This is a genomic window from Neptuniibacter sp. 1_MG-2023, from assembly GCF_030547185.1.
In the GTDB taxonomy this organism is placed as follows: Bacteria; Pseudomonadota; Gammaproteobacteria; order Pseudomonadales; family Balneatricaceae; genus Neptuniibacter.
The window spans coordinates 1-3,497 of sequence record NZ_JAUOQR010000025.1 but is presented as its reverse complement, the minus strand read 5'-3'; the positions used below and the strand labels follow the sequence as shown (position 1 = coordinate 3,497).

General features: G+C 49.2%; 1 tRNA gene and 2 rRNA genes. All 3 read right to left on the bottom strand.

Annotated features, from left to right (window positions below):
* Positions 1–27: 27 nt before the first annotated feature.
* A 5S ribosomal RNA gene (gene rrf / locus Q4492_RS15585) occupies positions 28–143 on the bottom strand.
* A 155-nt stretch (positions 144–298) separates the two neighbouring features.
* Positions 299–3,186, bottom strand: a 23S ribosomal RNA gene (locus tag Q4492_RS15580).
* A 231-nt stretch (positions 3,187–3,417) separates the two neighbouring features.
* Positions 3,418–3,493, bottom strand: a tRNA-Ala gene (locus tag Q4492_RS15575).
* Positions 3,494–3,497 lie beyond the last annotated feature (4 nt).

Here is a 3,497-nt window from a genome sequence, read left to right as displayed (position 1 = left end):
TAGTAACCGGGGTTTCTCTAAATAAATGCTTGGCGATGACCTACTCTCACATGGGGAAACCCCACACTACCATCGGCGATATTGCGTTTCACGTCTGAGTTCGGGATGGATTCAGGTGGTTCCACAACTCTATGGTCGCCAAGCAAAACTGTCACAATTAAGATTCAAATTCATTTTGATTTAGAAGGGAGTCTGTTGCCAGTCTCAACCTTGTTTTTTCTACACACGCTAATTCGTTACTCTCTATCGTGTTTATTCTATATCTAATCAATCACTTGCCAAACGCCTTGGGCGTTATATGGTCAAGCCTCACGGGCAATTAGTATTGGTTAGCTCAACGCCTCACAGCGCTTCCACACCCAACCTATCAACGTCGTAGTCTTCAACGGCCCTTTAGGGGAATCAAGTTCCCAGTGAGATCTCATCTTGAAGGAGGCTTCCCGCTTAGATGCTTTCAGCGGTTATCCCGTCCGAACGTAGCTACCCGGCAATGCAATTGGCATCACAACCGGTACACCAGAGGTTCGTTCACTCCGGTCCTCTCGTACTAGGAGCAACTCTTCTCAAATCTCAAACGCCCACGGCAGATAGGGACCGAACTGTCTCACGACGTTCTAAACCCAGCTCGCGTACCACTTTAAATGGCGAACAGCCATACCCTTGGGACCGGCTTCAGCCCCAGGATGTGATGAGCCGACATCGAGGTGCCAAACACCGCCGTCGATGTGAACTCTTGGGCGGTATCAGCCTGTTATCCCCGGAGTACCTTTTATCCGTTGAGCGATGGCCCTTCCATACAGAACCACCGGATCACTAGAACCTACTTTCGTACCTGCTCGATGTGTCTATCTCGCAGTCAAGCACCCTTCTACTCTTGCGCTCATTGCATGATTTCCGACCATGCTGAGGGTACCTTCGTGCTCCTCCGTTACTCTTTGGGAGGAGACCGCCCCAGTCAAACTACCCACCACACAATGTCCCTGATCCCGCTTAGGGACCTAGGTTAGAACCTCAATATTACCAGGCTGGTATTTCAAGATTGGCTCCACTCTATCTAGCGACAAAGTTTCAAAGCCTCCCAGCTATCCTACACAAGTAATATCAAAGTCCACTGTGAAGCTGTAGTAAAGGTTCACGGGGTCTTTCCGTCTAGCCGCGGGTAAACGGCATCTTAACCGCTAATTCAATTTCACTGAGTCTCGGGTGGAGACAGTGTGGCCATCGTTACGCCATTCGTGCAGGTCGGAACTTACCCGACAAGGAATTTCGCTACCTTAGGACCGTTATAGTTACGGCCGCCGTTTACCGGGGCTTCGATCAAGAGCTTCGCACAAGTGCTAACCCCATCAATTAACCTTCCGGCACCGGGCAGGCGTCACACCCTATACGTCCTCTTTCGAGTTTGCAGAGTGCTATGTTTTTAATAAACAGTCGCAGCCACCTGGTATCTTCGACCGGCCTCAGCTTAGGGAGCAAGTCCCATCACCAAAACCGGCGCACCTTCTCCCGAAGTTACGGTGCCATTTTGCCTAGTTCCTTCACCCGAGTTTTCTCATACGCCTTAGTATTCTCTACCTGACCACCTGTGTCGGTTTGGGGTACGGTTAGTCATAACCTGAAGCTTAGAGGTTTTTCCTGGAAGCATGGCATCAACTACTTCATTCCATATAGGAACTCGTCATCGGTTCTCAGCCTAATAAGAACCCGGATTTACCTAAGTTCTTAGCCTACTACCTTAAACGCGGACAACCAACGCCGCGCTAGTCTAGCCTTCTCCGTCACCCCATCGCAGTTATGAGCAGTACTGGAATATTAACCAGTTTCCCATCGGATACGCTCTTCAGCCTCTCCTTAGGGGCCGACTCACCCTGCCTCGAATAGCGTTGGACAGGAACCCTTGGTCTTCCGGCGGGGAGGGTTTTCACCTCCCTTATCGTTACTCATGTCAGCATTCGCACTTCTGATATGTCCACGATGCCTTACGGCTTTCGCTTCAACCACTTACAGAACGCTCCTCTACCATGCACAAAGTGCATCCGTAGCTTCGGTGTTATGCTTAGCCCCGTTATATCTTCCGCGCGGGCCGACTCGACTAGTGAGCTATTACGCTTTCTTTAAAGGGTGGCTGCTTCTAAGCCAACCTCCTAGCTGTCTAAGCCTTCCCACATCGTTTCCCACTTAGCATAAACTTTGGGACCTTAGCTGACGGTCTGGGTTGTTTCCCTTTCCACGACGGACGTTAGCACCCGCCGTGTGTCTCCCGTGATTGAACTCATGGGTATTCGGAGTTTGCATCGGGTTGGTAAGTCGGGATGACCCCCTAGCCGAAACAGTGCTCTACCCCCCATGGTTAGACACGAGGCACTACCTAAATAGTTTTCGAGGAGAACCAGCTATCTCCGAGTTTGATTAGCCTTTCACTCCTATCCACAAGTCATCCGCTGGCTTTTCAACGACAGTCGGTTCGGTCCTCCAATGCATGTTACTGCATCTTCAACCTGCCCATGGATAGATCACTCGGTTTCGGGTCTACTCCTAGCGACTGGACGCCCTATTAAGACTCGGTTTCCCTACGGCTCCGCAATTGCTTAACCTTGCCACTAAAAGTAAGTCGCTGACCCATTATACAAAAGGTACGCAGTCACCGTCCTAAAACGGCTCCCACTGCTTGTACGTACACGGTTTCAGGATCTATTTCACTCCCCTCACAGGGGTTCTTTTCGCCTTTCCCTCACGGTACTGGTTCACTATCGGTCAGTCAGGAGTATTTAGCCTTGGAGGATGGTCCCCCCATGTTCAGACAGGATATCACGTGTCCCGTCCTACTCGATTTCACAATAAATAAGTTTTTGAATACGGGGCTATCACCCACTATGGCCGCACTTTCCAGAGCGTTCTTCTAACTACATTATTGCTTAAGGGCTAATCCCCGTTCGCTCGCCGCTACTTAGGGAATCTCGGTTGATTTCTTTTCCTCCGGGTACTTAGATGTTTCAGTTCCCCGGGTTCGCCTCTAATACGCTATGTATTCACGTAAAAGATACCTATAAATAGGTGGGTTTCCCCATTCGGAAATGTCCGGATCAAAGCTTGTTTACCAGCTCCCCGAACCTTATCGCAGGTTACAACGTCCTTCATCGCCTCTGACTGCCAAGGCATCCACCGTGCACGCTTAGTCACTTGACCATATAACCCGAAGGCGTCTGGAATCATAGTAACTGATTAGTACAGTAACGATAGATTTCGCCGAATTGGCGCTTGTATGAAAAATACAAGTCAATCTAAATCAATGAATCTAAATCCAAATTGTTAAAGAGCGTTTAAAGCAAAAAAGCTTTAAAAGATAAGTCATTTAGTAAACAATTTTCACTAATTGAGCTATGTTTTAAAACTCTTAATCCTTAGACCGAAGAGTTATGGTGGAGCTATGCGGGATCGAACCGCAGACCTCCTGCGTGCAAAGCAGGCGCTCTCCCAGCTGAGCTATAGCCCCATGT